At 65.5% G+C, this 26,216-nt stretch carries 28 protein-coding genes and 1 pseudogene; 8 read left to right on the forward strand and 21 right to left on the reverse strand.

The features are described 5' to 3' along the window. Nucleotides 1-36: 36 nt before the first annotated feature. Nucleotides 37-237: a hypothetical protein gene (locus HL671_RS21335; RefSeq protein ID WP_172238320.1), complete on the reverse strand. Its 201-nt coding sequence runs from the start codon at nucleotides 235-237 to the stop codon at nucleotides 37-39. Nucleotides 238-386: 149 nt separating this feature from the next. Here HL671_RS21335 and HL671_RS21340 point away from each other — a divergent pair, with 149 nt between their 5' ends. Further along, on the forward strand, nucleotides 387-1,211 hold the full coding sequence (locus HL671_RS21340) for a DUF72 domain-containing protein (RefSeq protein ID WP_172238323.1): 825 nt from the start codon (nucleotides 387-389) through the stop codon (nucleotides 1,209-1,211). 8 nt (nucleotides 1,212-1,219) lie between these two features. Then, nucleotides 1,220-1,720 carry a DUF488 domain-containing protein gene (locus HL671_RS21345; protein ID WP_172238326.1) on the forward strand — a complete coding sequence of 167 codons (501 nt, stop codon included), beginning with the start codon at nucleotides 1,220-1,222 and terminating at the stop codon, nucleotides 1,718-1,720. A gap of 12 nt (nucleotides 1,721-1,732) precedes the next feature. On the opposite strand, the gene HL671_RS21350 is transcribed toward HL671_RS21345, so the two are convergent. From HL671_RS21350 to HL671_RS21430, 17 genes and pseudogenes are all read right to left on the reverse strand, one after another. Next, nucleotides 1,733-3,412 (reverse strand): tannase/feruloyl esterase family alpha/beta hydrolase, encoded by a 1,680-nt coding sequence (locus tag HL671_RS21350; protein ID WP_172238329.1) that lies wholly within the window; start codon nucleotides 3,410-3,412, stop codon nucleotides 1,733-1,735. A 215-nt stretch (nucleotides 3,413-3,627) separates the two neighbouring features. Then, the gene (locus tag HL671_RS21355; protein WP_012045249.1) at nucleotides 3,628-4,923 is read right to left on the reverse strand and encodes an adenylate/guanylate cyclase domain-containing protein; all 1,296 of its coding nucleotides are present in this window, start codon (nucleotides 4,921-4,923) and stop codon (nucleotides 3,628-3,630) included. Between the two features lie 55 nt (nucleotides 4,924-4,978). After that, the gene (locus HL671_RS21360) at nucleotides 4,979-6,136 is read right to left on the reverse strand and encodes an ABC transporter permease (RefSeq protein WP_012045250.1); all 1,158 of its coding nucleotides are present in this window, start codon (nucleotides 6,134-6,136) and stop codon (nucleotides 4,979-4,981) included. Next, nucleotides 6,133-7,068, reverse strand: a complete 936-nt coding sequence (locus HL671_RS21365) for an ABC transporter ATP-binding protein (RefSeq protein ID WP_012045251.1) — start codon at nucleotides 7,066-7,068, stop codon at nucleotides 6,133-6,135. The genes HL671_RS21360 and HL671_RS21365 overlap by 4 nt, the downstream gene beginning before the upstream one ends. Beyond that, on the reverse strand, nucleotides 7,065-7,841 hold the full coding sequence (locus tag HL671_RS21370; RefSeq protein ID WP_012045252.1) for an HlyD family secretion protein: 777 nt from the start codon (nucleotides 7,839-7,841) through the stop codon (nucleotides 7,065-7,067). The genes HL671_RS21365 and HL671_RS21370 overlap by 4 nt, the downstream gene beginning before the upstream one ends. Next, nucleotides 7,838-8,497, reverse strand: a complete 660-nt coding sequence (locus HL671_RS21375; RefSeq protein WP_172238332.1) for a TetR/AcrR family transcriptional regulator — start codon at nucleotides 8,495-8,497, stop codon at nucleotides 7,838-7,840. Before HL671_RS21375 ends, HL671_RS21370 begins: the two co-directional genes overlap by 4 nt. A 341-nt stretch (nucleotides 8,498-8,838) precedes the next feature. Continuing rightward, a complete protein-coding gene (gene adhP, locus HL671_RS21380) occupies nucleotides 8,839-9,864 on the reverse strand; it encodes an alcohol dehydrogenase AdhP (protein WP_012045254.1) in 1,026 nt (341 codons plus the stop codon). A gap of 135 nt (nucleotides 9,865-9,999) precedes the next feature. Next, a pseudogene (locus HL671_RS21385) lies at nucleotides 10,000-10,413 on the reverse strand (DUF2000 family protein). 122 nt (nucleotides 10,414-10,535) lie between these two features. Continuing rightward, a complete protein-coding gene (locus HL671_RS21390; protein ID WP_041750876.1) occupies nucleotides 10,536-10,940 on the reverse strand; it encodes a DUF4189 domain-containing protein in 405 nt (134 codons plus the stop codon). 250 nt (nucleotides 10,941-11,190) lie between these two features. After that, nucleotides 11,191-12,795, reverse strand: a complete 1,605-nt coding sequence (locus tag HL671_RS21395; protein WP_172238335.1) for an NTP transferase domain-containing protein — start codon at nucleotides 12,793-12,795, stop codon at nucleotides 11,191-11,193. Beyond that, on the reverse strand, nucleotides 12,792-13,493 hold the full coding sequence (locus tag HL671_RS21400; RefSeq protein WP_012045259.1) for an XdhC family protein: 702 nt from the start codon (nucleotides 13,491-13,493) through the stop codon (nucleotides 12,792-12,794). The genes HL671_RS21395 and HL671_RS21400 overlap by 4 nt, the downstream gene beginning before the upstream one ends. Nucleotides 13,494-13,496: 3 nt before the next feature. Next, entirely contained in the window at nucleotides 13,497-13,820 is a 324-nt protein-coding gene (locus tag HL671_RS21405; RefSeq protein ID WP_012045260.1) for an XdhC family protein, read from the reverse strand. 26 nt (nucleotides 13,821-13,846) lie between these two features. Then, entirely contained in the window at nucleotides 13,847-15,052 is a 1,206-nt protein-coding gene (locus tag HL671_RS21410) for a vWA domain-containing protein (RefSeq protein ID WP_012045261.1), read from the reverse strand. Between the two features lie 215 nt (nucleotides 15,053-15,267). After that, entirely contained in the window at nucleotides 15,268-16,176 is a 909-nt protein-coding gene (locus tag HL671_RS21415; RefSeq protein ID WP_012045262.1) for an AAA family ATPase, read from the reverse strand. 34 nt (nucleotides 16,177-16,210) lie between these two features. Then, the gene (locus tag HL671_RS21420) at nucleotides 16,211-17,080 is read right to left on the reverse strand and encodes an FAD binding domain-containing protein (protein ID WP_012045263.1); all 870 of its coding nucleotides are present in this window, start codon (nucleotides 17,078-17,080) and stop codon (nucleotides 16,211-16,213) included. 27 nt (nucleotides 17,081-17,107) lie between these two features. Beyond that, a complete protein-coding gene (locus HL671_RS21425) occupies nucleotides 17,108-17,593 on the reverse strand; it encodes a (2Fe-2S)-binding protein (protein WP_012045264.1) in 486 nt (161 codons plus the stop codon). Between the two features lie 129 nt (nucleotides 17,594-17,722). After that, nucleotides 17,723-18,169, reverse strand: coding sequence for an SRPBCC family protein (locus HL671_RS21430; protein WP_012045265.1), 447 nt, complete (start codon nucleotides 18,167-18,169; stop codon nucleotides 17,723-17,725). Nucleotides 18,170-18,401: 232 nt separating this feature from the next. Here HL671_RS21430 and pcaD point away from each other — a divergent pair, with 232 nt between their 5' ends. Beyond that, nucleotides 18,402-19,184 carry a 3-oxoadipate enol-lactonase gene (gene pcaD / locus HL671_RS21435; RefSeq protein ID WP_012045266.1) on the forward strand — a complete coding sequence of 261 codons (783 nt, stop codon included), beginning with the start codon at nucleotides 18,402-18,404 and terminating at the stop codon, nucleotides 19,182-19,184. Nucleotides 19,185-19,196: 12 nt separating this feature from the next. Here the strand turns inward: pcaD and HL671_RS21440 are convergent, their stop codons facing one another. Both HL671_RS21440 and HL671_RS21445 read right to left on the reverse strand, forming a co-directional pair. Then, on the reverse strand, nucleotides 19,197-19,751 hold the full coding sequence (locus HL671_RS21440; protein ID WP_012045267.1) for a hypothetical protein: 555 nt from the start codon (nucleotides 19,749-19,751) through the stop codon (nucleotides 19,197-19,199). A gap of 267 nt (nucleotides 19,752-20,018) precedes the next feature. Continuing rightward, on the reverse strand, nucleotides 20,019-20,180 hold the full coding sequence (locus HL671_RS21445) for a hypothetical protein (protein ID WP_168167917.1): 162 nt from the start codon (nucleotides 20,178-20,180) through the stop codon (nucleotides 20,019-20,021). Between the two features lie 319 nt (nucleotides 20,181-20,499). Here HL671_RS21445 and HL671_RS21450 point away from each other — a divergent pair, with 319 nt between their 5' ends. The 5 genes from HL671_RS21450 to HL671_RS21470 all read left to right on the forward strand — a co-directional run bounded on the left by HL671_RS21450 (nucleotide 20,500) and on the right by HL671_RS21470 (nucleotide 25,604). After that, complete coding sequence (locus HL671_RS21450; protein ID WP_012045268.1) at nucleotides 20,500-21,417, forward strand: ABC transporter permease subunit; 918 nt, start codon at nucleotides 20,500-20,502, stop codon at nucleotides 21,415-21,417. Between the two features lie 13 nt (nucleotides 21,418-21,430). After that, a complete protein-coding gene (gene livM / locus HL671_RS21455) occupies nucleotides 21,431-22,771 on the forward strand; it encodes a high-affinity branched-chain amino acid ABC transporter permease LivM (protein ID WP_012045269.1) in 1,341 nt (446 codons plus the stop codon). Next, nucleotides 22,768-23,601 (forward strand): ABC transporter ATP-binding protein, encoded by an 834-nt coding sequence (locus HL671_RS21460; protein WP_012045270.1) that lies wholly within the window; start codon nucleotides 22,768-22,770, stop codon nucleotides 23,599-23,601. Before livM ends, HL671_RS21460 begins: the two co-directional genes overlap by 4 nt. Then, a complete protein-coding gene (locus HL671_RS21465) occupies nucleotides 23,598-24,329 on the forward strand; it encodes an ABC transporter ATP-binding protein (RefSeq protein WP_172238338.1) in 732 nt (243 codons plus the stop codon). The genes HL671_RS21460 and HL671_RS21465 overlap by 4 nt, the downstream gene beginning before the upstream one ends. A 156-nt stretch (nucleotides 24,330-24,485) precedes the next feature. Then, nucleotides 24,486-25,604 carry a branched-chain amino acid ABC transporter substrate-binding protein gene (locus HL671_RS21470; protein WP_012045272.1) on the forward strand — a complete coding sequence of 373 codons (1,119 nt, stop codon included), beginning with the start codon at nucleotides 24,486-24,488 and terminating at the stop codon, nucleotides 25,602-25,604. Nucleotides 25,605-25,713: 109 nt separating this feature from the next. Here the strand turns inward: HL671_RS21470 and HL671_RS21475 are convergent, their stop codons facing one another. Further along, entirely contained in the window at nucleotides 25,714-26,115 is a 402-nt protein-coding gene (locus HL671_RS21475; RefSeq protein WP_012045273.1) for a response regulator, read from the reverse strand. Between the last annotated feature and the right edge of the window lie 101 nt (nucleotides 26,116-26,216).

A 26,216-nucleotide genomic window follows, 5' to 3' on the forward strand; every position in this document is an offset into this window, starting at 1 on the left:
AACCCGCCTCTGGACCAGGGTTTATGAGTCCACGCCCTAGTTCGGAACCTCGCGGACGACAGGTCCACGCGGCGCCGGCGCCACCGGAACCGTCTGCACCTGCGTCGGCGGCACCTCGACCCTGGTGGGCTGGACCGGGCGCGCCATCGGCCCAACGGGAACATAATAGAACGCGGCCGCAAGCACGGCGGCTGCAACAATCGCGCCCAGCGCGCCACCAACCGATTCTGCTCTCATGTGCTGATCTCCTCACCCGGCCCTGTTCCCTGGATACACGAGCCTTTCGGCGGCTGGAAGAGTGCCAGCGCGCGGCGTCGAACTGGCCAGAACCGATCGGCTTGACTAGTGTCGCAGTCGTCCCCTTCGCATCAGCATTGGAACCGGTCGTGAGCAAAGCCCCTGCACGCGCAGCGCATCCCAAAAGCCACATCTATATCGGCATCGGCGGCTGGACCTTCGCGCCCTGGCGCGGCGTGTTCTATCCGGACAGGTTGCCGCAATCGAAGGAGCTGGAGTATGCGGCGTCGCAACTGACATCGATCGAGATCAACGGCACCTATTACGGCTCGCAGAAGCCGGAGAGCTTTCGCAAATGGGCGCGCGAGGTGCCCGACGGCTTCATTTTCTCGCTCAAGGGGCCGCGCTTCGCCACCAACCGCCGCGTGCTCGCCGAGGCCGGCGATTCCGTGAAGCGCTTCTACGACACCGGCGTGCTCGAACTCGGCGACCGGCTCGGCCCGGTGTTGTGGCAGTTCGCGCCGACCAAGAAGTTCGACGAGGCCGATTTCGGCAAGTTTCTGGAGCTCCTGCCGCGTGAGCTCGACGGCCGTCAGCTGCGCCATGTCGTCGAGGTCCGGCACGACAGTTTCTGCGTGCCCGGCTTCGTGAAATTGTTGCGCGAGTTTGCAACGCCGGTCGTGTTCGCCGAGCACGGCAAATATCCCGCGATCGCGGATGTCGCCGGGGACTTCGTCTATGTCAGGCTGCAGAAGGGCAATGACGAGTTGAAGACGTGCTACCCGCCGAAGCAGCTCGACGCCTGGGCCAAGCGCCTGCAGATGTGGGCCGAGGGTGGCGAGCCGGACGATCTGCCGCGGGTCGACGACACGCCGGCGAAGAAGACGCCGCGCGATGTCTTCGCCTATGTCATTCACGAAGGAAAGGTGCGCGCGCCGGCCGGCGCGATGGAATTGATCGAACGTGTCAGCTGAGGTGCACCATGATGACCAAGGCCAAGGCTGCGACCAGGACGGCGACCAAGAGCGCGGCCAAAACTCTCTTCACGATCGGCTATGAGCACACCCCCGCCAAGGCCGTGCTGGACGAGTTGCAGGCGGCCGGCGTCAAGCTGCTGGTCGATGTGCGCGCGGTGGCGGCGTCGCGCCGGCCGGGCTTCTCCAAGAGCCAACTGGCCGCGGGGCTCGACGAGCGCGGCATCGCCTATGTCCATCTGCGCGGGCTCGGCACGCCGAAGGAAGGCCGCGAGGCCGCCCGCAGCGGCCAATACGACACGCTGCACAAGATCTACAGCGCGCATCTGAAGACGCCACAGGCCAGGGAGCAGATGGACGAGCTGGCCGCGCTTGTGAAGAGCGCGGGCCCGGTGTGCCTGCTGTGCTATGAGCGCGACCATGCCCATTGCCACCGGCAATGGATTGCGGAGATCATCGAGGACCGCGATCAGGTCCGGGTCGAGAATCTGGTCGCGCCGCAGGTTTGATGCGCCACCGCCCTACTCCATGGCGCAGGTGAAGGACGACGCCTGCTCGACATCACCGCCCGTATATTTGGCGAATTTCGGCCACGGGCACAGAGGCCGCGTCCGCTGCGGGCTCCAGCCCGCAGGCAGCTCCTTGTTGGCGGCACTGACCGAGGCCGTGATCGCCTCTGGCGCCTTGCCCTTCTCGACCCAGTCCATCAACGCGCCGAGCGCGTCGAACTTTTCCAAGGTGACGCCGCCACCACAATGCGTCTCGCCCGGCAATGCAAACAAGCGGGCGAAGCCGTCGGCCTTGCCCGCCACATTGGCATTCAGCTTTTCATACCAGCGAATCGTGTCGTTGACCGAGAACACCGGATCGGCCTGGCCGTGATAGATCAGCATCTTGCGCGCACCGCCCTGGAACGCCGGCAGGGTCGGATTGTCGACCGCAGGCGGCGCCATGAACTCCATCGCCGACTCCGTGAACGGCCCTTCCTTCGCGAAGATCTTCGGCGCATCCTTGTCGAAGTCGTAGCTCTGCAGCTTCTCTACGAGCTTGTCGGGCGAGCCTTCGACCTCGACCGGCGGCGTCGAGAAGATGTAGTTGAGCGAGGCCCCGCCCATGGTGGCGATGATCGGCAGATTGTTCCAAGGCGCGACCGGGCTCTCGACCTTCCAGGCGCGCCAATTGCCGGTGCCGACGCCGCCATCGACCGGCCAATCCGAATAGAGCGCCTCGCCCTTCGAATTTTGCGGCCCGGCGAAGACCTTCTTCAAGGCATCGACCTTGGCGGACGGCAGGCACGCTTCGGTGCTGCCGGCCACACAGCGCAGGCTGTCGAAACTGAACGTCTTCTGGCACGCCTTCAGGTTTGCCGTGAGCCCGTCCCTGGCGCCGTCGAGCCCGTCGCAGGCCTCGATGATCTTGGACGAGATCAGCTTGGCGTCCTCGCGGGTGATCGATTTGCGGATGTCGGCATCGACCTTGGTCAGCGCCTGCACGTCCCAGGCGTGCTGCACGGCCGCACGCGGCAGGTTGAAGCCGGGATTGCCGACCAGGAAACCGTCATATTGTTCGGGCATGCGCTCGGCCGCCACCATCGTGTGACGCCCGCCATTGGAGCATCCCGCGATGTAGGAATAATCGGGCTTCTTGCCGTAATGCGCGGCGATGATCGCCTTGGCGATCGGGGCAAGCGTCATGTCGGCGGCATAGCCATAGTCGCGCCGCGCCTGCGGATCGAGCCCGAAGGCCGAGCCGGCTGCGAGCCCGCGCGGCTTGTTGGCGGGATCGTTGCCGGAATGACCGCTGTCGGAGGATAGCACGGCGAAGCCGCGGGCGAGCGGCGTCACGCCACCGCTCACCAAGCCGTCCGCCTTGTCGCCGAGAGCCGGCAGCACGACGCCGTCATTGCCGCCATTGACCTGATGCAGGAAGCGACCGTTCCAGCTTTCGGGCAGGCGGATCTCGAATTGGATCGCATAAGCATGGCCGTCGAGACCCGTGCGCTCGTTGACCTTGCCGGAGAGGATGCAGTGCCGCGGCAGGCCGTCGCCCGCCTCCTGCAGCTTCGATCCGGTCAAGGTCAGGCCGGGCATGTTGAGCGCTTCCGCAGTCACCTTGCTGCAGCCGCCCTCCTCGGCCCGAGCCGTCGTCGCAGTGCCGATCAGGCTCAATCCCGCCAACACCCACGCCCCAGTTCGGATCATGCCGTCTCCCCCTGTCCTTCCTGTTCGTTGCCGGCAATTAAGCCCGAAGCCGCGACGATGTAAATCGGCGAACAGGCATGACACGCGCCCGCCCGGATCGACCGCGCGCCGCGGACAGGAATCGTGATGGTTCGCTGGAATCGATCTCCGCTGGTCCGCTTCACGCTCGCTCGGCCGCCTGTTCTGTTGCCCGATTTTTCCAGAAAGCTATTTCATCATTGCAATTGCCAGACCTCGAACCTGCGGTCGTAGCCGCGCACCGCCACCTCGCCGTGGAAGACCGCATCGCGCGCGCCATCGCCGGCCGCGTCCCGCACCTCGCGCGAGATCAGGAGATGCGAGCCGAACTCCTTGTTGAGCGCTTCCAGCCGCGAGGCGAAGTTCACGGTGTCGCCGATCACGGTGTATTCCTTGCGCCGCGGCGAGCCGACGCTGCCGGCCACCACCTCGCCAAGATGAATGCCGATCCCGATCCGCAGCGGCCAGGACGATGTGACGTTCACGCGATCCATCGCCTCGACCATCTCGCGCGCAGCGGCGACCGCCTGCGGCGCCGCATCGCGGGTCTCGAACGGTGCACCGAACAGCGCCAGGAACCCGTCGCCGAGAAACTTGTTCACGATGCCGCCATGGCGCTCGAGGATGTCGACCAGCACGGCGAAGGCGCCGTCGAGCCGCTCGACGATCTCCTGCGGCGTCTTCGAGCGCGAGGCCGCGGTGAAGCCGCGGAAATCGACGAACATGACCGCGACCTCGCGGATGTCGCGCGCTTCCGCGGTCCCCTCCTTCATCAGTCGTTCGACGACCTGGGGCGAGACGTGCTGACCAAACAGATCGGTCACGCGGTCGCGCGCCGAGGCGGCCGCGATGCTCGCCGCGAACTGGCGCCGCAGTTGCACGCCGACGGCTCCCGCCAGGATGCCACCCAGGAAAATGATGAAGCTGCGCTCGCCATGATAATAGATCTCGGGATTCTGGCTGACATCGATCGACGGCCGGTCCAAAAGCGCCACCGTCAGCAATTCCGCCGCCGCGACCAGGCCCGTGAAGCTCGACAGCCAGAAATCCAGGCGAAGCGTCGAAAGAATGATGAAGATGAAGTAGACCAGCGGCGCACCGAATCCGAGCGCCTTGTCCGGTCCGATCCCCTCGATCTGCATCATCAGGACCAAGGTCGGCAGCGACGTCTCGACCAGCACGCTGACATAGCGCCAGACGATCGGCACGTCGCGGCCATGACGGATGTCGGATTTGATCCTGAACAGGACGAGCGTCTCGAACGCGACGAACGCCGCAATGATCCCGTAGACGGCGAGCACGCCGACGGTGCTCGGCCAGATCCATTGTACGATCCGCGGCTCGAAGACGTCCGTGACGGCCGATATCGCCAGGAAGATCAGCGCCGTCGCGATCAGGGCCTTCACCCGCAACAGCTCGGTGTTCAACGTCTGGCGCATCAGCGCAGCGTTGAACTCGGCCGACGCGTCCGCAGGCCCTGCGGCCTCTGCCATTCCTCGGATCCGAATCATGCCCCCGGCGCCCCCTGCTCCTCCGGGGCATAGTGCCTCAATCGAGGGTGCGGCGGAAGCGCAGGACGGCCACGGTCATGGCGAACAGCATGAGGCCGAACAGGGCGATCGTATCGTGCTGCAGGTTCGCCAGAGTCGAGCCCTTCAGCATGATGGCGCGGACGATCCGCAGGTAGTGCGTCAGCGGCAGGCATTCACCGACGATCTGCGCCCATTGCGGCATGCCCAGAAACGGGAACATGAAGCCGGACAGCAGAATGCTTGGCAGGAAGAACATCATCGACAGTTGCATCGCCTGCAGTTGGTTCTGCGCCAAGGTGGAGAACGTGTAGCCGATCGAGAGATTGGTCGCGATGAACAGCGTGGACAGCAGCGCGAGCAGCAGCAGACTGCCCATCACCGGCACGCCGAACAGGAACACGCCGATGCCGATGATGATCGAGGCCTGCAGGAAGCCGACCAGCACGTAGGGGATGATCTTACCCAGCATCACCTCGACCGGCGTGATCGGCATCGACAACAGACTCTCCATCGTGCCGCGCTCGATCTCCCGCGTCACCGAGAGCGCGGTGAAGATCAGCATGGTCATGGTCAGGATGGTGCCGACCAGGCCCGGCACAATGTTGAGCCGCGACGACGCGGCTGGGTTGTAGCGGGCATGAGCCCGGATCTCGAACGGCGCCGAGACCGGGTCCCCGGTGTAGAGATCATGCGCCAGCGCGGTCTGCACGATCATGCCGAGTGAGGACAGCGCCGAGGATGCGGCGACGGGATCGGTGGCATCGGCCGCCACCAGCAGCGCCGGACGATCGCCGCGGCGGACCGCGCGCTCGAAGCCGCGCGGGATCTCGACGCCGAACAGCACCTTGCCCGAGAGCAGCAGATCGTCGAACTCGGCAACGTCATGCACCTCGCGGGTGAAGCGGAAATAGGCGGTGTTCTCCATGGCCTTGAGGATCGAACGGCCGAGATCGCTGTCCTCCTGCAGAAGCACTGCCGCGGGAAGATGGTGCGGCGTGGTGTTGATCGCGTAGCCGAACAGCATCAGCTGCATCACCGGCAGCATCACGATCATGGCGAACGACACCCGGTCGCGCCTGAGCTGGATGAACTCCTTGACCAGCATCGCATAGGTCCGGCGCCAGAAGCCGAAGCGCGGCTCGGAGAAGCGATGCTGGACGGACGCGCCCTTCATCGGAAATTGTCCCGCGAGCGGTTCATCAGATCGATGAAGACGTCCTCGAGCGAGGGCGCGGCGGACTGCCAGTGCAATCCCGGCTTCTCGCGCCAGGGCGCGATCGAAGCCTCCAGCGCCGAATGGTCGCGCCCGGAGACATGCAGGCTGGTGCCGAACGGCGCCACCATGTCGATGCCCGGCTTGCCGGCGAGATCGGCCGCGAGGTCGCGCAGGTCATTGCCGCTGACCGTGTATGTCGCCAGCGCCGATTGCGCGATCACCTCGGGGACCGTGCCATGCGCCAACAGATGGCCATAGGCGATGTAGGCGATCTCGTGACAGCGTTCGGCCTCGTCCATGTAGTGGGTCGAGACCAGCACCGTCAGCCCCTCGCCCGCCAGCGCATGGATCTCGTTCCAGAAGTCGCGCCGCGCCTTGGGATCGACGCCGGCGGTGGGCTCGTCCAGCAACAGCAATTGCGGATTCGGCAAGGTGCAGGCGCCGAGCGCGAGCCGCTGCTTCCAGCCGCCCGACAATTCGCCGGCGAGCTGCCGCTCGCGTCCGCCGAGGCCAAGCCGCTGTACCATGTCGCGCGCCACCTGATGCGGATTCGGCATTCCGTAGAGACGCGCGACGAATTCGAGATTCTCCCGCACCGAGAGATCCTGGTAGAGGCTGAAACGTTGCGTCATGTAACCGACGCGGCGCTTGATCTTGTCGGCATCGCGGCGGATGTCGAAGCCGAGACAGGTGCCCTCGCCGCTATCGGGGGTCAGCAGCCCGCACAGCATCCGGATCGTTGTCGTCTTGCCCGAGCCGTTCGGACCGAGGAAGCCATAGATCGATCCCCGCTTCACCTGCATCGACAGATCATGCACGACCTCGCGACCGTCGAAGGACTTGCTCAGTCCCTTGACGTCGATCGCGATCTCGGCCGCCGCTTCGGTCATCGCTGGTCCGCCACCGGGGTCTTCGGATTGGGATAGATACTGACCGGCTGGCCGACGCGCAGCGCATCCGGCCGCGATGGCCGGGCCTGGATCAGATAGACGAGCTTGTTGCGCTCATCGAGGCTGTAGATGACCGGCGGCGTATACTCCGCCGTCGTCGCCAGGAAATAGACCCGCGCGGTGAGATCGGCGGCGCAATTGTCGCAGGTGACGCGGACCTCGTCGCCGATGGCGAATTTCGGCAGCTCCGTCTCCGGCACGTAGAAGCGCAGCTTCATGTTGCCGGGCGGCATGATCGACAGCACGGGGCGCTGCGCCGCGACCATCTCGCCTTCGCGGAAATAGATCTGCTGGATGGTCCCGGCGACGGGCGCAACGCCCTTGCGCCGCGCCAGTCGCGTCTGCGAGGTCACGACATGAGCCTCGGCCACGCGCAGGGCCGAGACCGCGGAATCCAGCGTGGCCTGCGTGCCGGCTCCCGTCTTGCTCAAGGCGGCGGCGCGATCATAGGTCTGCTGCGCGTTGGCGAGCGTGGCCTTGGTCTGGTTGAGATCGGCCTGCTGCAGATCGTCGTCGACCGCATACAGGGGATCGCCGACCTTGACCTCGTCGCCCTCGCGGACGTTCAGCCTGGTCACGCGCCCCGCCTCGTCAGGACTGACGAAGATCATGTCAGCCTCGACCCAGCCCTGATAACCAGGGTCGCGCGTCTCCTTGCAGCCGTTGAAGGTGAAGGCCGTGACAAGCACGGCGAGGCAGTGCAGCAGGCTCATTGCGGCCTCCTTGCGCCAAAGATCAGATCGAGATGGGTCTGCAGCATCGCTTCCGCATCGAGCGGCGCATGGCGCTCGAACAGACTCTTCCAGAGCACCGCGACCATCATCGGTGCGATCATCAATTGCGGATACGCGACGAGGTTTGGCTCGCGGATTTCCCCGCGCGTGATCGCGAGTTGGATCAGCGCGCGCATCGCGGCGAGACCGCGCGAGACGACCTCACGATAGTAGAAGTCGGCAATCGCCTGGAAGCGCGGCCCCTCCGCGATGATCAGCCGGACGAGATCGGCGCGCCGCGTGCCCGCGACCTCCTGAAGGAACATCTTCGCCAGCGCCTCGACCATGTCGCGCACCGAGCCGCCCGGCGCCGGCGGTGTGGTGAGACGGCTGACGAAGGGCACGATCGCGGTCCGGATCAATTCCTCGAACATCGATTCCTTGTCCTTGAAGTGCAGGTAGATCGTGCCCTTGGCGACGCCGGCGCGCCTGGCGATGTCGTCGAGCCGGGTCGCCGCAAAGCCGCGGGCGATGAACTCGTCCATCGCCGCCTGGACGATCGCCGCGCGTCGCTCGGCCGCGCGATCGGCGCGCGAGGCGGCGGAGCCAGCCGCAGCGCGCCCCCGCCGCTTGATTGATGGTGAGGAGTCCGACATGAAAAAAATATGACTGACTAGTCAGTCATTGTCAAGGAAGCTTGGAACGCTGCGGGACTCCCTCCTCGGATCGGGCATGTCCACGATCGGTCCGGCTTTGGCTCCGAGCGCAATTGCACGCGCGCCGCCCACACGGCCGACGACGATCGCTACTTTGCCTCCATGCGGGGTCACGATCGCAGCGAAGCCATCGGCAATTCCACATCGGCAATAGCTGGATTGCGTCACGGCGCTCGCATGACGCGTCGCGAGAGCCCGTCAACGAGGACGCTGCTGTGGCAGTGGCCCGGATGCACTTCCGCCTTCGCAGGCGCCGGCGCAACCGGGCCACGCACCTCGTCTCAGGTGAAATCCAGCACCACGCGCCCGTCGATCTTGCCGGCCTTCATGCGATCGAAGATGGTGTTGATCTCCGACAGCGGCGCTGTCGTGATTTCGGCCTTCACCTTGCCTTCTGCGGCGAAGGCCACGGCCTCATCGAGATCGCGTCGCGTGCCGACGATCGAGCCGCGCACGGTGATGCGCTTGAGCACGACATCGAAGATCGGCGTCGGGAACTCACCCGGCGGCAGCCCCACCAGACTGACCGTGCCTTTGCGACGGACCATCTTCAGCGCCTGCGCGAAAGCGGGCGTCGACACCGCCGTCACCAGCACGCCATGGGCTCCGCCGCCGGTGAAGGCGATGACCCGCTCGACGGCATCCTTGTCCAGCGCGTTGACGGCGTGATCGGCGCCTGCCTCCAGCGCCAGCTTCAGCTTGTCCTCGGCAATGTCGAGACCGATCGCTTTCAGCCCCATCGCCTTTGCATATTGGATCGCGACGTGACCAAGACCGCCGACGCCGGAAATCACCACCCATTCGCCCGGACGGGTATCCGTCTCCTTCAGGCCCTTGTAGGTGGTGACGCCGGCGCAGAGGATCGGCGCGATCTTGGCGAAGTTCACATTCGCCGGCAGGCGCGCCGCGAAGGCCGCCGAGGCGATGACATATTCCGCAAAGCCGCCATTCACGCTGTAGCCGGTGTTGTGCTGATGCTCGCACAGCGTTTCCCAGCCGGTCTCGCAATATTCGCAGCGCAGGCAGGCATCGTGCAGCCACGCCACGCCGACGGCGTCGCCGATCTTGAAATCAGTCACGCCCGGGCCAAGTGCTGCCACCACGCCGGCGGCCTCATGGCCAGGAATGAACGGCGGCACCGGCTTGACCGGCCAATCGCCGGAGGCCGCGTGAAGATCGGTATGACACACGCCGCAGGCTTTCAGCTTCACCAGCAACTCGCCCGGCCCCGGCACAGGAACGGGGACGTCCTCGATGACGAGCGGCTTGCCGAAGGCTTTGACGACGGCGGCTTTCATGGTCTGCATCTGTCTGCTCCTCATGTTGAGGCGCAAACTATCCAAGCCGACCTGTCGCGGTCTTGATCGGTATCAAAAGACGGTGCTGCTTTGATGCGCAGCATGTAACAATCTCATGACAGCGCCACCGTGCGGCCGGCGATCTCAGGCGTGAAATTTCAGCCCGTCGACGATCTTGTCCACCACCTTGCGCTCGGCGCGGAATGCCAGTCCCACCAGGTTGAGATCCATCCGCGCCACCGCCTTCACGGCAGCCCGGTTGGCCTCATCATGCGTGGTCGTGAACATGTCTTCGGTGTAGAGCGCCGGCTTCACCTCGCGCGCCAATGCGCGATCCAGAGCTCGCGCCAACGCCGCGCGATCAGGCGCGCCATAGATGAGAATCGGCTGTCCGATCAGCGCGTGATAGTTCGTCGCAGAGCCATCTTCATAGGGCGCGCCGATACACTAGGGAAAGGCAGCGGCGATGCCGCTGGCGAGGAACGCCGCCACGTTCAACTTCTGCCAGGCCGCAAGGTCGTTGCGGATGATGAGTGCGATCTTCGTATCGAATTGCATGTCACTTCCAAGGGTTCGATATGCGCAAACGCCCAGAATAGCCGAGCGATTCCGGGCGTGAAGCATCGACAATGCAAGCGATGGCCGTGGAACTTGATAGTCCCCGGCCGGCAGCGCCTGGATCAGCCCTTGGCGTCGCAGACCCAGGCGCGGATCACGCATTCCTTGCCACCATATTTGTAGCATTCGCGCGTCGCGTCGTTGAGCGAGGCCGAGATCTTCGGCCGGACCGCATAGCCGTGTGGACCGCAGGGATTGGTCAGGTCGACGGCGAACGCCGCACAGGCCTTCTTCATCGTCACGGCGGTGCATTCGCCCTTGCATTGCTTGAGCGCCGCGGCCTTGGCGAGATGCTCGGCCGGATAGTCGAAGGCCTGGCCAAAGGCGGCACAGCGGCCGATGGCAAAGGCGCCGGCGGCATGCGCCGGGCTGATGGCGGCGTCGCTCACAATGCGTGCGGCACCGACGATCACGGTCAATCCAAATGCAAACAGCGCGAAACGTCGCGCGGCCGTCGAAACGATCACTCTCTCCTCCCCCGAGGCCCAATGTCGGCAAATCTAGCCGGGGGTCGTTGAGACTTGGTGAATGAGAGGTTGAGGGGCGAGCGCGAGTCTCGGTGACGAGGTCCGTAGCCCGCATGAGCGTCAGCCGGCGCTCAACAGAGCGCCGGCGAAAGCGACATGCGGGGTCTCACGAGTTCCTCGTGTAAACCCGGATTCGCCACAGCCTTGCGCCCTAGCGGGCGCCGGCCGCGGCTCATCCGGGCTACACGATTCAGCCGCGTCGCGCGGCTTCCAGGGCCTGCGGCGTGTCGATGTCGAGGAAGGCGCTGTCGCCGTCGACGGGCACCTCGGCGACGGCCTCGGTGTGCTTGGCGATCAGATGCCGCGCGCCGACATCGCCATCGAGGGTCATCAGTTCGGCGAAGAAGCGTCGCGACCACAATACGGGATTGCCGCGACGCCCCTCGGACACGGGCACGACGATCAAATTGCCGCGATCCGGTGCAAAGGCGGCTATCAGGCGGTCGAGCAGGCCCGACGACACCATCGGCATGTCGCCGAGACAGACCACCGCGCCATCAACCGTATCGGGCACCGCGGCGATGCCGGCTTTCACCGAGCTGGCAAGACCGCCGGCAAAATCGGGATTGCGGACGAAGCGGACGTCGAGATCCGACAGCGCCTGCTCGACCAGCTCGGCCTGATGCCCGGTGACGACGATGACCTCGCAGGCCTTCGAGGCCAGCGCCTGCTCGGTGACGATCCGCACCAGCTTCTTGCCGTCGAGCTCGGCCAGAAGCTTGTTCGGTCCGCCCATTCGGGTCGAGCGCCCGGCCGCGAGCACGATGGCGGCGACCTTGCGCTCGCCCTCGACCTCCGGCTTGGCGCGCGGCTGCGGCCGCGTCACAATCTCCATCAGCAGGCCGCCGACGCCCATCGCCGTCAGCTCCGCCCGCGTCACCTTGATCCCGGCGAGCAGCCGCATCAGCACCCAATCGAAGCCGTTCTCGGCTGGTGAGCGGGCGCAGCCGGGGGCGCCCAGCACCGGCACGCCAGCGGCGCTGCCAATCAGCAGCAGATTGCCGGGATCGACCGGCATGCCGAAATGCGCGATGGCCCCCCCGATGCCGGTGATGGCCGCCGGGATCACGTCGCGGCGGTCGGCGATCGCCGAGGCGCCGAACACGATGACGAGCTCGGCGCCAAGGCCGAGCAGGTCCTTGATGGCAGCGGCCAGCGGGGCCTGCTCATGCGGCACGCGGCGCTCGGCGATGATGGCCGCGCCCGCCGGCGCCAGACGCTCAGCGGTGACCCGCAGCGTCTTGTCGATGACCTTCGGAGCCAGCCCGGGCAAGATGGTCGACACGACGCCGACGCGCTTGACGACATAGGGCGCGACCCTCAGCGCACCCTTTCCGGCCGCCGCCACGGCGGCATCGCGCAGGCGGCCCTCGACGCCGAATGGAATGAGCTTGACGGTGCCGACCATCTCGCCTTCGACCACCGGCTTGAACGCCGGCAGGGTCGCGAAGGTGATCGCCTCATCGACCTCGTTGATGCGATCGACGGCGGCGCGGTCGACGACCAGCACGCCGGCCTGCGCCGCAAACAGATTGGCGCGCCCGGTGAAGGCGCGATCGACATGAATGCCCTCGCCCGCCACCACCTTGGCGACGTCAGCGGCGGCCTCGTCCTCTGAGACGTCGCCAGCCTCGAGCCTCACGACGACGATCTCCTTGACGCCTTCCCTGACCAGCGCCTCGACCTCGGTGGGGCCGATCAAGGTGCCCTTCTTGAGCACCAATGATCCCTTGCGCAGGGTGTGCACGGTCACCCCGCCGATCGCCTCAGCCGGACTGGCAGGACCGAATTTCATGCCGCCTGCTCTTTTTCCTTGGCCGGCAGCCGCAACGTGGCGGTGATCTCGGCCATGATCGACACCGCGATCTCCGACGGCGACACCGCGCCGATGGCCAGCCCGATCGGCGCATGGATGCGGGCGATGTCGGCGTCGCTGGCGCCCTGCGCCCGCAGCCGGTCGCCGCGCTTGGCATGGGTCTTCCGCGAGCCGAGCGCGCCAATATAGAAGCAGTCGCGCGAGAAGGCGTGCAGCAGCGCCGGATCGTCGATCTTCGGATCATGCGTCAGCGCCACGAACGCCGTGTAGTGATCGACATTCAGCGGCGGCAGCGCCACGTCGGGCCATTCGGCAATCAGCGGCACATCGGGAAAGCGCTCGGGACTGGCGAAGGCGGTGCGCGGATCGACGACCGTGACGTCATAGCCGAGCGATTTGGCGATCGGCGCCAAGGCCTGGCTGATATGGACCGCGCCAACGATGACGAGCTTCGCCGTCGGTGCGTAGACGTTCAGGAACAGCCGCTTGCCCTGGGCCTCGACCATGCCGCTCTTGCCCATGCGCAGATGCGTGGCGAGCTCGTTGCGCAGGGGATCAGCCGCGATGTCGGCGGCCTTGACCAGGCGCTGCTCGCCGGAGGCGATGTCGGTCACGAGGATGGCCGGGCGGCGCGCGGCGCGCTCGGCGTTGAGTTCGGCGAGCGTTGAAAGCTGCATCTCTCAGCCCACCTTCTCGACGAACACGCGGATGGTGCCGCCGCAGGACAGTCCGACATTCCAGGCAGTCTCGTCGGCGACGCCGAACTCCAGCATCTTCGGCTGGCCGCTGGAGATCACGTCGAGCGCCTCGGTGACGACGGCGCCCTCGACGCAGCCGCCAGATACCGAGCCCAGGAACGTGCCATCGTCATTGATAACCAGATTGGAGCCGACTGGCCGCGGCGCCGAGCCCCAGGTCTCGACCACGGTGGCGAGCGCCACGCCATGGCCGGATGTGCGCCAGTCCTCGGCGGCCTTGAGGATGTCTTCGTCGCGGTTCAGCATGGCTGTCTCCTTCGGAAAGACGGGTCTCAGGCGGCGGGCCGGATCACGCGGCTGATGTGCGGCGGGAGCGGCGATGACAGCGCCGAGATCAGCGTCTCGATCGAGGTCAAGTTATGTACGGGGCGGAATTCGTCAACGTGGGGCAGCATGGTTTTGATGCCCTGCGCCTTGGCCTCGAAGCCGGAATAGCGCAGCAGCGGGTTGAGCCAGATCAGGCGGCGGCAGGAGCGGTGCAGGCGGTCCATCTCGAAGGCGAGCTTGCTGTCGGCCTCGCGCTCGAGCCCGTCAGAGATCAGGAGCACGATCGCGCCCTGCCCGAGCACGCGCCGCGCCCATTGCTTGTTGAAGGTCTGCAGCGAGGTGGCGATCCTGGTGCCGCCGGCCCAGTCCTCGACATTGGCCGAGCAACTCGCCAGCGCCTCGTCCGGATCGCGCTGCCGCAGCGCCCGCGTCACGTTGGTCAGCCTGGTGCCGAACAGGAACACCGACACGCGCTTGCGGGCGTCGGTGATGGCGTGCAGGAAATGCAGAAACAGGCGGGTGTATTCGCTCATCGAGCCGGAGATATCGAGCAGCGCCACGATCGGCGCCGGTTTCTCGATCCGTCCCAGGCGATGGAAGTTGATGATCTCGCCCTCGGTGCGCAGCGCCTGCCGCAAGGTCTTGCGCATGTCGATGCGGTGGCCGCGGGGATCTGTGGTGTGGCGGCGCGTCTTCAGCTCGGCCTGCGGCAGCCGCATCTTGGCAATGGCACGCGCGACCTCGGCGATCTCGGCCGCGCTCATCTGGGCAAAATCCTTCTTCTGCAGCACCTCGCGGTCGGACACCGACAGCCGCAGATCCTGCTCCTGCGCCTTCGGCTCCTCATGCATCTGCGGCTGGGCCATCGCCTCCTGCACCCGGCGCGACGCCGGCGGCGGCTTCTTCTTGGCGTGATCCGGCAGCGGCACGGAATCGAGCATCGACTTCCACTCCTCGGCGGGTCGGAAGAACAGGTCGAAGGCCTGGGCGAAGATCAGCGCGTGCTCATGGCGCTTGACGAAGATCGATTCCAGCGTGGTGAAGACGTCCGCGCGCTTGCCGATGTCGATGACCTCGAGCGCGGTCATGGCATCGATCACAGCGCCCGGCCCGACCGGAAGACCTGCTGCACGCAGCGCCCGCGCAAAGCCTGCAATGTTGTCGGCAATGCCGCCGGTGGGTGGCGCGAGGTGATTGATGCTGGTGGGCACGTTCTGATCCCTCGTCGCTTCGCACACGCCTCAAATTGAGTTCGTCATTCCGGGGTGCCCGGAGGGCGAGCCCGGAATCCATACTCACGATCGTGGCTATGGATTCCGGGCCTGCGCCTGCGGCGCATCCCGCAATGACGACTTTTGTTAGGGCGTAAGACGGGCCGACCTCGCTGTGCCCCGGCAACACGCCCCCCTATGGGCACCAGCGTGACCTACGTTTCGCTGGTCGCGTCCTTGATCACCTTCTGCAACGCATCGCCCTGCATGCGCGCGATGTCGTCCTGATACTTCAGCAATGCGCCGAGCGTGTCGCCGACCACCTCGGCATTCAGCGAGCGCGCGTCGAGCTCGGTCAGCGCGGTGGCCCAGTCGAGCGTCTCGGCGACGCCCGGCGACTTGTAGAAGTCCTGGCTGCGCAGCGCCTGGACGAAGCGCACGATCTGCTGCGAGAGCCGCTGCGAGATGCCGGGCAGCCGCGTCTTGACGATGGCGAGCTCGCGCTCGGCCGATGGGTAGTCGACCCAGTGATACAGACAGCGCCGCTTCAGCGCGTCGTGAATCTCGCGGGTGCGGTTCGAGGTGATGATGACGATCGGCGGATGCGGCGCCTTGACGGTGCCGAACTCGGGGATCGTGACCTGGAAGTCGGAGAGAATTTCGAGCAGATAGGCCTCGAACGCCTCATCGGCGCGGTCGAGCTCGTCGATCAGCAGCACGGGGGCGCCCGCGACATCCGGCTCCAACGCCTGCAGCAGCGGACGCTTGATCAGATAACGGTCGGCGAAAATGTCAGACGACAACTGGTCGCGGTCGACCTCGCCGCCGGCTTCCGCCAGCCGGATCGCGATCATCTGCGCCGCCGAGTTCCACTCATACACCGCGGAGGCGACGTCGAGGCCCTCATAGCATTGCAGCCGGATCAGCTTGCGGCCAAGCGCCGCCGACAGCACCTTGGCGATCTCGGTCTTGCCGACGCCGGCCTCGCCTTCGAGAAACAGCGGCCGGCCCATCCGCAGCGACAGATAGGTCACCGTCGCCAGCGATCGCTCGGCCAGATAGCCGCGCGACGACAACAATTCGAGCATCGCATCGACCGATGCCGGCAGCGCTGCAGCACTCATGAGCGAGACCGCCTTCCTTGACCGCCCTCGCCCGTCACGACGCCGGAGCCTCGGGCGCAGCCGAATCGGATTCGGTGGCGTCCGATCCGGTCGAGGCCTTGGCTTCGGCATTGGCCGCATCGACAGCGCGACGCGCAAGCACGCCGATCAGATGGGCGCGATATTCGGCGCTGCCGTGGATGTCGCTGTTGAGACCTTCCGGCGAGACGTGGATGCCTTCCAGCACCTTCGGCGAGAAGCGCTTCTGCAGCGCCTCCTCGAAGGCGGTGACGCGGAACACGCCATTGCCGCCGGCGCCGGTCACGGCGACGCGCACATCCGACGGGCGGCGCGCCACGAATACGCCGACCAGCGCGTAGCGCGAGGCCTGGTTGCGGAACTTCACATAGGCCGCCTTCTTCGCCAGCGGGAAGCTGACCTTGGTGATGATCTCGTCCGGCTCCAGCGCGGTGGTGAACAGGCCGAGAAAGAACTCCTCGGCTTTCAGCTTGCGCTTGTTGGTGACGATGGTGGCACCGAGCGCGAGGCAGGCCGCCGGATAGTCCGCCGTCGGATCATTGTTGGCGATCGAGCCGCCGATGGTGCCGCGATGGCGCACGGCAGGATCGCCGATCAGGCCCGCCAGATGCGCGAGCGCGGGGATCGCCTCGCCGACCGTGGCGGAGTTCGCCACATCGGCGTGACGCGCCATCGCGCCGATCACCAGGTTGCGCCCCTTCAGCTCGATCGTATCGAGCCCCTCGATATGCGACAGATCGACCAGATGCGGCGGGCTGGCGAGCCGCTGCTTCATGACCGGCACCAGCGTGTGGCCGCCCGCGACCAGCTTGGCATCCTCGTTCTTGGTCAGGAGATTGGCGGCCTGGCGCACGGTGGCCGGCCGGTGATATTTGAATTCGTACATGGGGATGTCCTGTGCGCGGCGGGCGGCTTAGGCGAGGTCCGACTTCGCCATGGCCTTGGCGCCGGCGGCGATCGATTGCACGATGTTCTGATACCCGGTGCAGCGGCAGAGATTACCCTCGAGCTCTTCGCGGATGACCTCTTCGCTGAGATCGTGACCCTTGCGGTGAACGAGGTCGACTGCCGTCATGATCATGCCCGGCGTGCAGAAACCGCATTGCAGGCCGTGGTGCTCGCGGAAGGCCTCCTGCATCGGATGCAGCGGCGCGCCGTCGGCTGCCAGCCCTTCGATGGTCCTGACCTCATGACCATCGGCCATCACCGCGAGGGTGGTGCAGGACTTCACCGCCTTGCCGTCGAGATGCACGACACAGGCGCCGCATTGCGACGTGTCGCAGCCGACATGCGTGCCGGTGAGGCGCAGATTCTCGCGCAAGAACTGCACGAGCAGCGTCCGCGGATCGACATTCGCCGTGACGGGATTACCGTTCACAATCATGGAAATCTTGGCCATTCAGGACTCTCTATTATCCGCGCCACAGCGTTGCACTGCAGCGCAGCCCAGCAAAATCATTCGAAAACCATCATATGGGCGCTCCCGGCAGCCGGCAACCTGGCCACCGGACGCGCCTGAGGTCTGCGGTCAGCCCTGGACGGCCTTGGCGAAGTTCGCAAAGAACTCGTCGGCGAGCTTTTTGGCGGTGCCGTTGATCAGGCGCTGGCCGAGCTGCGCGAGCTTGCCGCCGATCTGGGCCTCGACATTGTAGGTCAGAAGCGTGCCGCCGTCCTTCTCCGCCAGCGCGACGACTGCGCCGCCCTTGGCGAATCCGGCCACGCCGCCCTCGCCCTCGCCGGAGATCTTGTAGCCGTTCGGCGGATCGAGATCGCTCAAGGTGACCTTGCCCTTGAAGCGCGCGGACACCGGCCCGACCTTCATCTTGGCGACGGCGCGGAAGCCGCCGTCTTCGGTCTTTTCCAGTTCCTCACAGCCGGGAATGCAGGCCTTGAGCACCTCCGGGTCGTTCAGCTTGGCCCAGACCGACTCTCGCGGAGCCGCCAGCTGGACCTCGCCCGTCATCGTCATTGCCATGTGCATCTCCCCCCGATTGGCGCGGTTAGAGGCATTCAAGTAAAGCACCGGGGGCCCAAAAGGAAGGGCAAGCAGCGCCAGGAAGCGTTGCAGATTCGCAGGAGCACCGCAGCATTGCGGGTCCGTCGCCCCAGGGTTTTGATTGGCAGACGGCTGCGGCAGTGGTTAGTTCGCCCTCAAATCTGCACGATTCCTCCGGCGGCGCGGCCGCCTGCGACGAAGGATCACGCCCATGCCGATGATCGATGCCGACGGTTGCCTGCTGAATGTCACCGTCGAGGGCCGCGACGGCGGGCCGACCCTGATGCTGTCGAACTCACTCGGCTCGACCCTGCAGATGTGGGAGCCGCAGATGCGCGCCTTCACCCAGGTGTTTCGCGTCATCCGCTATGATCGGCGCGGCCATGGCAAATCGCAGGTGCCGCCCGGCCCCTACTCCATCGAACGATTCGGCCGCGATGCGCTGGCCATTCTGGACGATCTCAACATCGAGAAGGTGCATTGGTGCGGCGTCTCGATGGGCGGCATGGTCGGGCAATGGCTCGCGGCCCACGCCCCCGGGCGGATCGGCAAGCTCGTGCTGGCCAACACCACCTGCTACTACCCGGATCCGGCGATCTGGGGTGCGCGCATCAAGGCTGTTCAGGAGACAGGGCTCGCCGGCATCGCCGACATGGTGATCGCAGGCTGGCTGACCCAAGAGTTCCGCGACCGTAATCCGGACGTTGCCGATCGCATGAAAGCGATGCTGGTGGCGACACCGGTGGAAGGTTACCTCGCCTGCTGCGAGGCGTTGCGGGCGCTCGATCTGCGGGAGGACCTGCCTGGGATCAAAAGCCCGACGCTCGTCGTCGCCGGCCGCTACGACAAATCGACGCCGATCGCGATGGCCGAAGCGATTCGCAGTCGGATCCCCGGCGCCAGCATGACGATCGTCGACGCCGCGCATATTTCCAATGTCGAGGCGGCAGGTCCGTTCAACGACGCCGTGCTGGGCTTTCTGACGCAGCGCTGAGCGCTGCCGGGATCAGGCCTTGGCGCCGGCGGTGCCATGCGCCGCGGTCGGCTGCAGCGACTTCGCGGGGACGATTGCAGAGGCCGGCATGGACTGACTGACCGGCTTCTCCACCAAGAGGACGATGGCCGTGCCCAACAGCATCAGGAGCTCGGTGGCATGCAGGCGCAACGCCTGTGCCTCCCCGATCTGTGCCGCCATGATCATGCTGAAGAAGCTCAGCGCGCTGCCCAGACCAAGCCCGATCGACAGCGCCTCGACATAGCCCGCCACCCTTCGCACCTGCGGCACAAGGATCAGAACCAGGAACATCGCGAAGAAGCCTGCGACCGTCAGCCGCGCCAGCGCCAGCAACCAGGCGGCACGGACCGTGTCGATGGCCGATAGATGCAGGTGATCGCTGATGAACAGAGCGACCGCGATGTTGGGCCGCTCGAACAATCCCTGGACCGGCGCGACCATGATGTGGAAGGCAATGATGGTCCAGACCGGAATGAAATAGAGCGCCAGCAGCACACCGTTGACGCAGCTCAGCCGCCAGTTCCTGATCGCGTCGATCTTGATCATGTCACGCCCCGCGTCACGCTCCCGCCCCTCGGGCTGGTTCCTGACGAGCTAACGCGCGGCAAACGCACCGGGCAATTTAAACCCTTTGTTTACCTTAATGGGCGGCCGTGACGCGCCGGTGGTTCCGGAGCCGAAGCCCGCAGCCCGCATGAGCGACAGCCGCAGCCCGAAAGGGCGAAGGCGAACGCGACATGCGGGGTCTCATGCCCCGCCGCGATGCACCCCGACGTCGCCGCCGCTTTGCGCCCTGCCCGCGCCGGCAGCGGCTCAACCGCGCGACGTGCTGCCACACTCCCCGCCTTGTGGATCGTGCCGCTGTGGATCAGGCGCCTGACCCTCGTCCTGGCGGATCGCCTTGCCCTGGGTCTGGCCCTGCTGATTCTGTCCCGGATTTTGGTGACCCTGATTCTTGTCGGTAAGGCTGCTCATGCGAGGCTCCCTGGGTGATCGCAGTCACAACCAATGCGGGAACAGGGTGCGGTGTTGCAGGGCCGCGCACGCTCGGCCTGGATTCGCTCGCGGTCGTCTGCCTCAATCATGGCAATGGAACCACGCCATCAAAGCAGGCGGGATAAGCCCGCAATTGCGGCACTGCACGCTGTTGCGGCACCCGGTTCCTAGCTGTTAGTACTGCAAGACGCGTCGCCTCCCGTCGCGGGTGTATGGCCAGCCAGCACTCGACCGGAAGGCCCCCGCCGCGTTGCGAACCAGTCTCGGACGTTCCAGCTCTTCTCAGTCACGGCAGTTCATGGATTATTTCGCCCAGCAGCTCATCAACGGCCTCGTCCTCGGCTCGATCTACGGCCTGATCGCCATCGGCTACACCATGGTTTACGGCATCGTCGGCATGATCAATTTCGCCCATGGCGACGTGTTCATGATCGGCGGCTTCATCGCGCTGATCTCGTTCCTGGTCCTGGTGTCGGTCGGGCTCACCGCAGTGCCGGTCATTCTGCTGATCGTGCTGCTGGTCTCGATGGCGATCACCGCGCTCTATGGCTGGACCATCGAGCGCATCGCCTATCGTCCGCTGCGCCACTCCTTCCGGCTGGCGCCGATGCTGTCGGCGATCGGCATGTCGTTCGTGCTGACGAATTTCTCGCAGGTGTCGCAGGGCGCGCGCGTCAAGCCGGTCCCGCCGATCGTCACAGGCGGCTACACGCTGCACGAGGGCGAGAGCGGCTTTGTCGTCCAGCTGTCCAACATCCAGATCGTCGTGGTGATCACTACGATCGTGCTGCTCGGCCTGTTCACCTGGCTGGTGTCGCGCACCCGGCTCGGCCGCGACATGCGCGCCTGCGAGCAGGACCAGACGATGGCGGCACTGCTCGGCGTCGACGTCGACCGCACCATCTCGATGACCTTCGTGATCGGTGCGGCGCTCGCCGCCGTCGCCGGCATGATGTACCTGTTATATTATGGCCTGGTCGATTTCTTCATGGGCTTCGTCGCCGGCATCAAGGCCTTCACAGCCGCCGTGCTCGGCGGCATCGGCTCGCTGCCCGGCGCGATGCTCGGTGGTCTCGCGATCGGCCTGATCGAGACGTTCTGGTCGGCCTATTTCTCGGTCGAGTACAAGGACGTGGCGGCGTTCTCGATCCTCATCGTGGTGCTGATCTTCATGCCGACCGGCCTCTTGGGCCGTCCCGAAGTCGAAAAAGTCTGACGACGGAGCCCGTGTGAGCGCGTCCCTTCCAGCCTCTTCGCCCCCCGCCTCGAATGGCTCCGAACCGGTCGGAGCCGGCTTCATCCTCAAAAAGGCCGTCCTCAGCGCGCTCGTCGCGCTCGGCCTGTTCTCGCTGATGGTCGGCGTCCGTACCGAGGCCGGCCAGAGCGGGCAGCTCGAATATTGGACCCGCTTCGGCGAGCTCGCGAGCCTGGTCGGCGCTGTCTTCGTCGGCTCGATCGTGGTCGAGCTGCTGCGGCTGTGGCTCGGCCCGCGCGGCGGCCTCGGCAGTTTTGTGCCCGCCTCCGTGCAGAGCGGCCTGTCGGTCGCCGGCCGCTACCTCGCCCCGGCGCTGCTGATCTTCACCTTGCTAGTGCCGGTGATCTTCTACAATCAGCGCTACATTCTCGACCTCGGCATCCTTGTCCTGACCTATGTGATGCTGGGCTGGGGCCTCAATGTCGTGGTCGGCCTCGCCGGCCTGCTCGACCTCGGTTATGTCGCGTTCTACGCGGTCGGTGCCTATTCCTACGGGCTGCTCTCGACCACGTTCGGCCTGTCGTTCTGGATCTGCCTGCCGCTCGCCGGCATCCTCGCCGCGTTCTGGGGCGTGCTGCTCGGCTTCCCCGTGCTGCGCCTGCGCGGTGACTATCTGGCGATCGTCACCCTCGCATTCGGCGAAATCATCCGCCTGGTGCTGATCAACTGGCAGGACGTCACCGGCGGCCCCAACGGCATCTCCGGCATTCCGCGCCCGAGCCTGTTCGGCATTCCGCTGACGCCCGGCCCCGATGGACTCGCCGCGATGCTCGGCATTCCGTTCTCGCCGACGCATCGCATCGTGTTCCTGTTCTATCTGATCCTGGCGCTGGCGCTGCTCACCAACTGGGTCACGATCCGGCTGCGCCGGCTGCCGATCGGCCGCGCCTGGGAAGCGCTGCGCGAGGACGAGGTTGCCTGCCGCGCGCTCGGCATCAACATCACCACCACCAAGCTGACGGCGTTCGCCACCGGCGCCATGTTCGGCGGCTTCGCCGGCGCCTTCTTCGCCACCCGCCAGGGCTTCATCAGTCCCGAGTCCTTCACCTTCCAGGAATCGGCGCTGGTGCTCGCGATCGTCGTGCTCGGCGGCATGGGGTCGCAGCTCGGCGTGGCGCTGGCGGCGCTCGCCATGATCGGCGGCTTCGAACTGTTCCGAAGCCTCGAGGTCTACCGCATGCTGGTGTTCGGTCTGGCCATGGTGCTGGTGATGATCTGGCGTCCGCGCGGCATCGTCGGCCATCGCTCGCCGACCGTGTTCCTCGAAAAATCCAAGAGCATCTCTTCGGACCTCGTCAAGGAAGGCCACGGATGAGCTCCGCTCCCATTCTCGCGCTCGAGAACCTCACCATGCGCTTCGGCGGCATCGTCGCCGTCAATGCGCTGTCGTTTTCCGCCCAGCGCAAGCAGATCACGGCGCTGATCGGCCCCAACGGCGCCGGCAAGACCACCGTATTCAACTGCATCACCGGCTTCTACAAGCCGACGTCGGGTGTGATCCGCCTGACGCACGATGACGGCACGCAATACGAGATGCAGAAGCTGAAGGACTTCAACATCTCCAAGCAGGCCAAGGTGGCGCGCACCTTCCAGAACATCCGGCTGTTTCCCGGCATGACGGCGCTGGAGAACCTGATGGTGGCGCAGCACAACGCGCTGATGCGCGCTTCCGGCCTGACGCTGCTCGGACTGCTCGGCGTCCCCTCGTGGCGCACGGCCGAGCAGAGCGCGATCGACAATGCTGTGTTCTGGCTGAAGCGCGTCGGCCTGCTCGACCGCGCCGACGATGCCGCCGGCAATCTTGCTTACGGCGATCAGCGGCGGCTGGAGATCGCACGCGCGATGTGCACCGGACCCGCCCTGCTCTGCCTCGACGAGCCCGCCGCCGGCCTGAACGCGCGCGAGAGCGCCGCGCTGAGCGAGCTGCTGCTGTCGATCCGCAGCGATCACGGCACGTCGATCCTCCTGATCGAGCATGACATGAGCGTCGTGATGGAAATCTCCGACCGCATCGTGGTGATGGATTACGGCGTCAAGATCGCCGAAGGCACGCCGCGCGACATCCGTGATGATCCCAAGGTCATTGCCGCCTATCTCGGCACCGACGAGGAAGAGGCCGCAGCCGTCCTGGAGGCCGAGGCGTGAGCGCGTCCCTGCTCCAGATTCGCAATCTGCGCGCCTCCTACGGCAAGATCGAAGCGCTCAAGGGCGTTGATCTCGACATCAAGGCCGGGGAAATCGTCGCGCTGATCGGCGCCAACGGCGCCGGCAAATCGACCTTGATGATGTCGATCTTCGGCCGGCCGCGCGCCAGCTCCGGACACATCGTCTATGATGGCAGCGACATCACGCAGGTGCCGACGCATCAGATCGCCCGGCTCAGGATCGCGCAATCGCCGGAGGGCCGCCGCATCTTCCCGCGCATGAGCGTTGCGGAAAATCTGCAGATGGGCGCGGACGCCGGCGCCACCACCGAAGCGCAGCGCGCCGAGACGCTGGAGCGCGTGTTCGCGCTGTTCCCGCGGTTGAAGGAGCGTTTCGAGCAGCGCGGCGGCACGCTGTCCGGCGGCGAGCAGCAGATGCTGGCGATCGGGCGGGCCCTGATGAGCCGGCCGCGGCTCCTGCTGCTCGACGAGCCCTCGCTCGGGCTCGCGCCGCTGATCGCGCGACAGATTTTTGACGCCATTCGGACGCTCAATCGGCAGGATGGATTGACGGTGCTGATCGTCGAGCAGAACGCCAATCACGCGCTGAAGCTCGCCCATCGCGGCTATGTGCTGGTCAACGGACTGATCACGCTGTCGGGCAGCGGCGCCGAGCTGCTGCAGCGCCCGGAGATCCGCGCCGCCTATCTCGAGGGCGGCCGCCACTGAGGCGGGCCCTCGCATTCCGGCCGAAATGGCCTTAGCCCTTCGTCGATCTGCCCGAAAAATGCCGGTGACTTCGGCGGAAAATCAGCCACAATGCGCGCGGTCTGCGGCCCGCCGTTCGGGCCGTTCCGTGTCGACCTACCCCCGCGAGGATTTCTCATGAAACCACTCAAACTCATTGGTCTGGCGCTGGGCGCGTCGCTTGCGCTCTCGACCGCCGCCTACGCCGAAGACATCACCATCGCCGTGGCCGGCCCGATGACCGGCGGCGAGTCGGCCTTCGGCCGCCAGATGCAGAACGGCGCCGAGATGGCGATCGCCGATCTCAATGCTGCAGGCGGCGTGCTCGGCAAGAAGCTCGCTTTGCAGGTGGGTGACGACGCCTGCGATCCGAAGCAGGCCCGCTCGGTCGCCGAGAAGCTCGCCGGCTCCGGCATTCCGTTCGTCGCCGGCCATTTCTGCTCGTCGTCGTCGATCCCGGCCTCCGAGGCCTATGCCGACAGCAACGTGCTGCAGATCACCCCGGCTTCGACCAACCCGCTGTTCACCGAGCGCAAGCTGTGGAACGTGGCGCGCGTCTGCGGCCGTGACGATCAGCAGGGCCTCGTCGCCGCCAACTACATCGCGAAGAACTTCAAGGGCAAGAACATCGCGATCCTCAACGACAAGACCACCTACGGCAAGGGTCTCGCCGACGAGACCAAGAAGGCGCTCAACAAGGCCGGCGTCACCGAGAAGATGTTCGAGTCGTACAACAAGGGCGACAAGGACTTCAACGCGATCGTGTCGCGCCTGAAGCGTGAGAACATCGACCTCGTCTATGTCGGCGGCTATCATCAGGAAGCCGGCTTGATCCTGCGCCAGATGCGCGATCAGGGCCTCAAGACCATCCTGATGGCGGGCGATGCGATGAACGACAAGGAATTCGCGTCGATCACCGGCCCGGCCGCCGAAGGCACGCTGTTCACCTTCGGCCCCGAACCGCGCAACAAGCCGACCGCGAAGGCGATCGTCGACAAGTTCAAGGCCAAGAACATCGACCCCGAGGGCTACACGCTCTACACCTACGCCGCCATCCAGGTCTGGTCGCAGGCCGTGAAGAAGGCCAACACCACCGACGCCAAGAAGGTGATGGACACCATCAAGGCCGGCGAGTGGGACACGGTGCTCGGCAAGCTCGGCTTCGACGCCAAGGGCGACATCAAGCAGATCGACTACGTCGTCTACAAGTGGGACGCCAAGGGCGGCTACGCCGAGCTCGGCAGCAAGGGCTCCTGATCCCTGATTGTTGCCCGGTCACCCACGCAAATGCAAACGCCCCGGTCATCGACCGGGGCGTTCTGCTGAGATGAGTTGGATCGCGATCGCCTGCTTGGCGCCAGCGTGATCAGCCCGCGCAGGCAGCGAGCGTCGCTGCAGGCCTGTCCCGCACCGCTTTGCGCGCCGTCTCGACAGCGCGCATCAGTTCGTTCGGCCGGAATGGCTTCTGCAGATAGACCACACGGGTCAGTTCCTCCGACATTGCCGCCCCATCGAATGCACTCATGCCGGAGACGGCCACGACCGGCACATCGGGAACCAGGGCCCGCATCCCGCTGACCAGATCGAGACCATTCGAATCATCGAGGTAAATGTCGACGATCACGGCATCGAAGGCCTGGTCGCGGAACAGCTGCAACCCAGCGGTCGCGGTTCCCGCCTCGACCACCTCGAACTGATTGACGCGGAGCACCATGCTGATCATGGCCCGCACATCCTTCTGATCGTCGACCACCAGAATCCGCGACATCAACTTCTCCAAAACTTTCTCGTTGGACAGCCTACAACATAAAAAGAAATCAGCTACAACTACCGGTATATTTATCCCTTTTGCAGTAAAGGTACAGTTAC

It is taken from the genome of Bradyrhizobium denitrificans, assembly GCF_013179005.1.
Taxonomy (GTDB): domain Bacteria; phylum Pseudomonadota; class Alphaproteobacteria; order Rhizobiales; family Xanthobacteraceae; genus Bradyrhizobium; species Bradyrhizobium denitrificans.

Excerpts from the sequence above, each read along its gene's own strand:
- HL671_RS21335 (WP_172238320.1), bottom strand. The coding sequence starts at position 237 with ATGAGAGCAGAATCGGTTGGTGGCGCGCTGGGCGCGATTGTTGCAGCC.
- HL671_RS21345 (WP_172238326.1), top strand. The coding sequence starts at position 1,220 with ATGATGACCAAGGCCAAGGCTGCGACCAGGACGGCGACCAAGAGCGCG.
- HL671_RS21350 (WP_172238329.1), bottom strand. The coding sequence starts at position 3,412 with ATGATCCGAACTGGGGCGTGGGTGTTGGCGGGATTGAGCCTGATCGGC.
- HL671_RS21355 (WP_012045249.1), bottom strand. The coding sequence starts at position 4,923 with ATGGCAGAGGCCGCAGGGCCTGCGGACGCGTCGGCCGAGTTCAACGCT.
- HL671_RS21360 (WP_012045250.1), bottom strand. The coding sequence starts at position 6,136 with ATGAAGGGCGCGTCCGTCCAGCATCGCTTCTCCGAGCCGCGCTTCGGC.
- HL671_RS21365 (WP_012045251.1), bottom strand. The coding sequence starts at position 7,068 with ATGACCGAAGCGGCGGCCGAGATCGCGATCGACGTCAAGGGACTGAGC.
- HL671_RS21370 (WP_012045252.1), bottom strand. The coding sequence starts at position 7,841 with ATGAGCCTGCTGCACTGCCTCGCCGTGCTTGTCACGGCCTTCACCTTC.
- HL671_RS21375 (WP_172238332.1), bottom strand. The coding sequence starts at position 8,497 with ATGTCGGACTCCTCACCATCAATCAAGCGGCGGGGGCGCGCTGCGGCT.
- adhP (WP_012045254.1), bottom strand. The coding sequence starts at position 9,864 with ATGCAGACCATGAAAGCCGCCGTCGTCAAAGCCTTCGGCAAGCCGCTC.
- HL671_RS21395 (WP_172238335.1), bottom strand. The coding sequence starts at position 12,795 with ATGAAATTCGGTCCTGCCAGTCCGGCTGAGGCGATCGGCGGGGTGACC.
- HL671_RS21400 (WP_012045259.1), bottom strand. The coding sequence starts at position 13,493 with ATGCAGCTTTCAACGCTCGCCGAACTCAACGCCGAGCGCGCCGCGCGC.
- HL671_RS21405 (WP_012045260.1), bottom strand. The coding sequence starts at position 13,820 with ATGCTGAACCGCGACGAAGACATCCTCAAGGCCGCCGAGGACTGGCGC.
- HL671_RS21415 (WP_012045262.1), bottom strand. The coding sequence starts at position 16,176 with ATGAGTGCTGCAGCGCTGCCGGCATCGGTCGATGCGATGCTCGAATTG.
- HL671_RS21420 (WP_012045263.1), bottom strand. The coding sequence starts at position 17,080 with ATGTACGAATTCAAATATCACCGGCCGGCCACCGTGCGCCAGGCCGCC.
- HL671_RS21425 (WP_012045264.1), bottom strand. The coding sequence starts at position 17,593 with ATGGCCAAGATTTCCATGATTGTGAACGGTAATCCCGTCACGGCGAAT.
- HL671_RS21430 (WP_012045265.1), bottom strand. The coding sequence starts at position 18,169 with ATGGCAATGACGATGACGGGCGAGGTCCAGCTGGCGGCTCCGCGAGAG.
- pcaD (WP_012045266.1), top strand. The coding sequence starts at position 18,402 with ATGCCGATGATCGATGCCGACGGTTGCCTGCTGAATGTCACCGTCGAG.
- HL671_RS21440 (WP_012045267.1), bottom strand. The coding sequence starts at position 19,751 with ATGATCAAGATCGACGCGATCAGGAACTGGCGGCTGAGCTGCGTCAAC.
- HL671_RS21445 (WP_168167917.1), bottom strand. The coding sequence starts at position 20,180 with ATGAGCAGCCTTACCGACAAGAATCAGGGTCACCAAAATCCGGGACAG.
- HL671_RS21450 (WP_012045268.1), top strand. The coding sequence starts at position 20,500 with ATGGATTATTTCGCCCAGCAGCTCATCAACGGCCTCGTCCTCGGCTCG.
- HL671_RS21460 (WP_012045270.1), top strand. The coding sequence starts at position 22,768 with ATGAGCTCCGCTCCCATTCTCGCGCTCGAGAACCTCACCATGCGCTTC.
- HL671_RS21470 (WP_012045272.1), top strand. The coding sequence starts at position 24,486 with ATGAAACCACTCAAACTCATTGGTCTGGCGCTGGGCGCGTCGCTTGCG.
- HL671_RS21475 (WP_012045273.1), bottom strand. The coding sequence starts at position 26,115 with ATGTCGCGGATTCTGGTGGTCGACGATCAGAAGGATGTGCGGGCCATG.